At 53.4% G+C, this 5,109-nt stretch carries 4 protein-coding genes; all 4 read left to right on the top strand.

From position 1 onward, the window contains the following. A partial coding sequence (locus G454_RS21085) for a phosphoadenosine phosphosulfate reductase domain-containing protein (RefSeq protein WP_211230119.1) occupies nt 1-1,244 on the top strand: 1,244 nt, incomplete at its 5' end. Continuing rightward, complete coding sequence (locus G454_RS0114600) at nt 1,192-2,913, top strand: ATP-binding protein (protein WP_027719179.1); 1,722 nt, start codon at nt 1,192-1,194, stop codon at nt 2,911-2,913. The genes G454_RS21085 and G454_RS0114600, both read left to right, overlap by 53 nt. A gap of 2 nt (nt 2,914-2,915) precedes the next feature. Then, entirely contained in the window at nt 2,916-4,196 is a 1,281-nt protein-coding gene (locus G454_RS21605) for a hypothetical protein (RefSeq protein ID WP_156896833.1), read from the top strand. A 593-nt stretch (nt 4,197-4,789) separates the two neighbouring features. Beyond that, the coding region (locus G454_RS21610; RefSeq protein ID WP_156896834.1) for a hypothetical protein at nt 4,790-5,109 on the top strand (320 nt) is incomplete at its 3' end.

Here is a 5,109-nt window from a genome sequence, read left to right on the forward strand (position 1 = left end):
TCGCCACGGGCGAGGCCGCCCTGGCGAGGTTCCTCATTTTGTTGGAGGATTTTTCAGGGAAAGTGGTGAAAATACAGGTATTCGAGGTGGAAATGATGAAGGTTACTGAAGAACTAGTAGAAGGTCTTCTATGTCCAGACTCGCCGGATTCTGGAGATGTAGAATTTGCCGAAACGGTCGCTAGAAACTGGAAGGCCGACTTCCCTTTTCTGCTATTCGTTGACTATTCAAAATCGTTTCTCGAAGCGACGCTTGAAAGGGGTTACACTCACTGGGTGGTGACCTTTTCAGGCGGTAAAGATTCAACCACAGTGCTTATCTTAGCTCTGGAGGTTGCTCTGAGTGGCACTACTAGACCAGATCGGATAGATGTGGTCTACGCGGATACTGGAGTAGAAATCCCCGCAATTCGGGAATACGCGCTTAGCTTTTTGGACTACTTAAAAAATTTCCCCCGCATCAAAAAGCTACCAATCCACTACCACGTGGTCACTCCTTGCGTGGAAGAAAGTTTCTGGGTATGTCTTCTAGGCAAAGGCTACCCTCCTCCCCATCAACGGTTTCGCTGGTGTACGCGGCGGCTAAAAATCGAACCGGTCGAGAACGCTTTGCGGTCGGTATCCCATCCCAGAAAAACAGCCGTTCTTACCGGAGTGAGGGTAGGCGAGTCTGCCAACCGCAACATAGGATTGTACCGTTCCTGCCGTCGGGGTGGGGAATGCGGTCAAGGGGCTTGGCTTAACTATAGCTCGCGGCTAGGGGCTACTTACCTTGCCCCTATATTTAGTTGGAGCGAATGCAGTGTGTGGGATTTTTTGCAGCTATATGCTCCCTTGCTCGGATATCCGACAGGAAATCTGGAGGAGAGCGTCTATAATGGACGCGAGACTCGTTTTGGTTGCTGGGTGTGTACGGTAGTTCGGCAGGATCGAGCCATGGAAAAAATCACTACGCTTCCGCGTTGGAATTATCTCAAACCCCTCCTCGAATTCAGGCAAAAGCTCAAAGATCTTGGCGCTCGTCCCGATCTGAGGGTTTTACGGCCCGATGGTAAACCGGGGCGGTTGAAGTTATCGTTGCGGAAGCAGTTGCTGTCTGAACTCCTGGAAATACAGGAAAAACTCGGGCTAGAACTGCTTTCGCAACAAGAACTCCAGGCAATCCAAAAATGTTGGAAAAGGGGGTTCGGAGATGTATATCGGACGCGTACTACTCACCAAGCAAGAGCCGGCAAAACCTTATGAGTTTTGGTGCTGGCTCCGCAACGATGTCCCCGTTGACGTGGAAATTGGCACCTTGCTGGTCACAGAAGGCAGCGGCGGAGAAAAGGTTCTAGCCTTGGTCGAGGACATGGAAAGCAAAAGCGCCACTGAAAACTACCTTTTGGATTTCTACGGGAGTGCTTACGGGAATCCCGACTCAGACCCGCCGACCAAGCCGACGGTAATCAGGCTTGCTAAGCTCAGGATGCTGTACCGTGACCCCGTTACTGTTTCTTCGCCTACCGAAAGGTGGCGGGTCAGGTTTGCGACACCAGGAGATGTTAACCTTCTTGCGCAACGCATTCCAGATAAGTACAGAATTTTGGCGGGGTTCCTCAAAGTCGGATCAAGAGAAGATAACCCACAAAGTTGGCTACCTGTTTTTGCGCACGCCCAGTTCCTCCTAGGGCCTGAGGGAGCCCACATCAACATTACAGGGACCAGCGGTCTGGCCACCAAGAGTAGCTACGCTTTGTTCCTGTGCTATTCCGTTTTAGCGTGGGCTAAAAATATGGGTGAACGTGTGGCTGTGGTCCTTTTTAATGTAAAACGTCGGGATTTCTTACGCCTTCACAACATCCCCCCGGACTGGGAAGAAGCGAAAAAATGGATAGAACAATGGGCAAATGACGTAGGTGATCTTGCGCTAGCAGGTCGCGTTAAAGCTATGTGGGAACAGGCAAGAGCACTCGGGATCGACCCCGTGGCTCTCAACCCTCCCGTTCGGTATTTCACTTACCAAGGCGATCCCGATGTGGGTTTCATGCCAGGGGCGCAGTTCTACAGCTACGGATTCGAAGATTTGGAAAGGGAAGATTTCGAAACCGCGCTCTTCACGACGTACCAACCTACCGAACCCCAGGTTATTTTGCTAAACGCTTACCTCGAGGCAAAGAAAGGAACTACGAGAACTGGAGTTTCGTTCAATCAAATGTTAACTGATTTAGGAAATACTTCAAGAGCAGGAAGTAGCGGTAACGAGGTGATGGTTCCCGGGATACCAGGCACCTGGGCAAGCTCCGTGCCGCCGGCGCTACGCCGGAGGGTCTGGGGTTTTCTCAACCGCGCGTCGGCGGTTATCGAAAGAGGCAACCCCCGCGGTAGCCCGATAAGGTTTACCGCCCTGGAATCTGGTGGACTGCATGTGGTGCAACTCAACAGGCTGACAGATGCGGAGAAGCGCCTCGTTGTCAGCGCGGTTATCCGGGAACTCTCCCGCGGGCTGGAGGCCCCCGATAGGCAGGTTGACCGGGTTATAGTCGTCGCTGACGAACTCAACAAGTTCGCCCCCGCGAGCGGAACTTCACCCATAAAAGAGCAAATTATCGACGTTGTTGCCCGCGGCCGGGATCTGCAGCTGACCTTAGTCGGAGCGCAGCAGTTCGCTTCTGAAGTGGACGGGGAAGTATACGGAAACGCAGCCACCAAGGTGGTCGGCTACTCTGACGAGTCCGAGGTAAGAGAACCCATCTACAAATACCTCGGGGATCTCCGTGAGTTGATCCCCAACCTAAAAAAAGGTCAGCTAATTCTTCGCCATCCTCTGTACCCTTCGCCGCTGATTTTCTGGTTCCCGACCCCTCTGCATGAGTTGATCCCTAGCAGATGCATAGCGCCCTCAGATTCGGGTCAACAGGGAGGTGTACAGTAAAAGTGAGAGTTGTACCCCACCGGCTCCGTGAGTTCGGAGAGTACTTGAAAGGTATCGGAGCCAGTCCCCTTCCCCCTGTTGATGTGCCAGAAGAACGAGCACCAGATATGTATATGGCAACGCACTCTTCCCCAGCAACGGAGATGGTGCGGGTTCCGATTTCAGCGTTCCCAAACACTCCTTCCCTTTTTCGCTTTTTCGTTGATGGTGTTCAACGGACGGTACCCGTGACGGAAGTACCAGTTGGGAATGTAAGGGTACCTGTTCATATTACGCATTTGGTTGCCGGAGCAATGGAACGCGTGGAAGGGAGATTGAGGCCTGTGCTGAAACGGGAGGCTGTCATCCTTCTCCTTCCCTTGCAAGCACTTCAAGTGGCAACCAGTAGTGTTTCTCCTGTGACAAGGCCACCTGGGCAAGAACTCGGTGCAGGAGTGTGTATCTACGAAGCGATTCGAAGCGGGGGATCACAGTACTATTCCGACACATCTGTGGGTTTGGAATTGCAACGGGGGGGTAGAGTTACACCACTACTCCAAGCAGGAGATCTCGTTCGCACCGGTGAAGTGCGGTCAAAAGCCCTGAATCGGGCAAAAGTGCTATTGCGGATCCTCGAGATAGGGGTGCTTTGGGAGTTGAGACAACAGTATCCCGACGATTGGGTGTTGCTGGATGGCCCTGTAGCTCCCCCTCTCAAGTATGGACGTCTCGTTCACCCATCTCTCCAAGGTCTGGAAGGAATAGCAAGACCCGATGTTGCGTTCGATTTTCTGCGCCGGGTCATCGGGGCAGTGAAGAGAGTGCAAATCGTACCCCAAAGCGGTTTGGAGTTTGCGTTAGCACATGGACCGGATTTCGTTTCTTGCGTTTATCTGTTTAGCGATGTAATTCAAGAAGACGATCAGGTTGCAAAAGAAATCCTTTCGGCATTCCTCTGGCTCCGGCGAGAGTTAGCTGATGAGATACCCTCTGTGTGGTCCAGCATTAGTGGACTAGCTCGTTTCGACATACCTATCCCTGCCGTAATCGACGATCCAGCGCTCAAAAATACTTGGAACACCCTCAATGAGCAAGATCTGGCTAACTTGCTCTCAAATCCTGCCAGTAGGGAGCACCAACGACTCAGAGAGTTACTGGAAAGTATAGTAACCGAGCGCTGGCCCGTACCTTCCTCGGATTCGTTAAGGACCCTCACAGAACTCTTTCCGATTGCAGAGACAGAGTTTTGGTTATCTGCTCACCTATATGATCTCTATGAGTTAAGGCAAACGGTTTTCGGCTAAAACCGCTCAACATCAACAGAAAGGGATACTCGTCCGCGACGCGGGGGGGCAAGTGCTTATCCCCGCCCCGCTTCTATCGTCCTAGGGAAGCACTCGATTACGCCATACCTTAATCCAAAAAGTCGCTACTTTGACGACTATGGTAGTAATGCCTTCCTTCGCCAGTCCTCATGCAAAGATGGCATCGCCAAGTGCGTCTCACTAGTCACAAGACGTGTCTTTTTTCAAATCCCTGCCCATCGCGCTGGATCCAAACAAATTCGTGCGAGTATCTCTAAGGACCGCGGCTTAGAAGGCCCGGTACCTGGAGTAATCGAGATGGGAGCGATGATCTCCTCCGGGAGACCCTCCAGCAACGGGTTGAAAAGGGTCGCTCGCACCGGTGTAACCCGGTAGGCGCATGCGCCTACCGCTAGGAAGCCCTACACCTTGAGGTGTAGGGAGGAAGTCACTCGACAAAAAATAAAAAACCCGTGAAGCCAGGGACTTACCTCCAGGCTTTGGCCGTAGGCCCGGAAGAGCCTCGCTGTAAAATGACCGGGTGGGCGGTACCGGTCCTCCCGGTTTCCTTTTTTTTAAGGAGGTGGTTAGAGATGCCGCGAGTGAAGCTAAAGGGGCAGGAGCCCGTGAGGTTTAGGCCGTACTTTATGGATCCGCCGCCGCGGTTGGGACCACCCAAGCTATTGGCGGCTACCCCCGCGGCGGCAGGGACGTGCCGAAAGGACAATGAAGGCACACCCACGCGAGGGGAAGGGCACGCCGGGGACGGCCTGGAGGCCGTGCGGGGTTCGCTCGTGTTCCGCGCCCCCGTGGCGTCAGATTCCGACCCAGCAAAAGTAGCTGGCTCGGTAGCCAAGGCCCTGGCGGGTGGTTGCGGGAAGGTCGAACTGCTCGCCACGGGCGAGGCCGCCCT

This window comes from Desulfovirgula thermocuniculi DSM 16036 (genome assembly GCF_000429345.1).
Taxonomy (GTDB): domain Bacteria; phylum Bacillota; class Desulfotomaculia; order Desulfotomaculales; family Desulfovirgulaceae; genus Desulfovirgula; species Desulfovirgula thermocuniculi.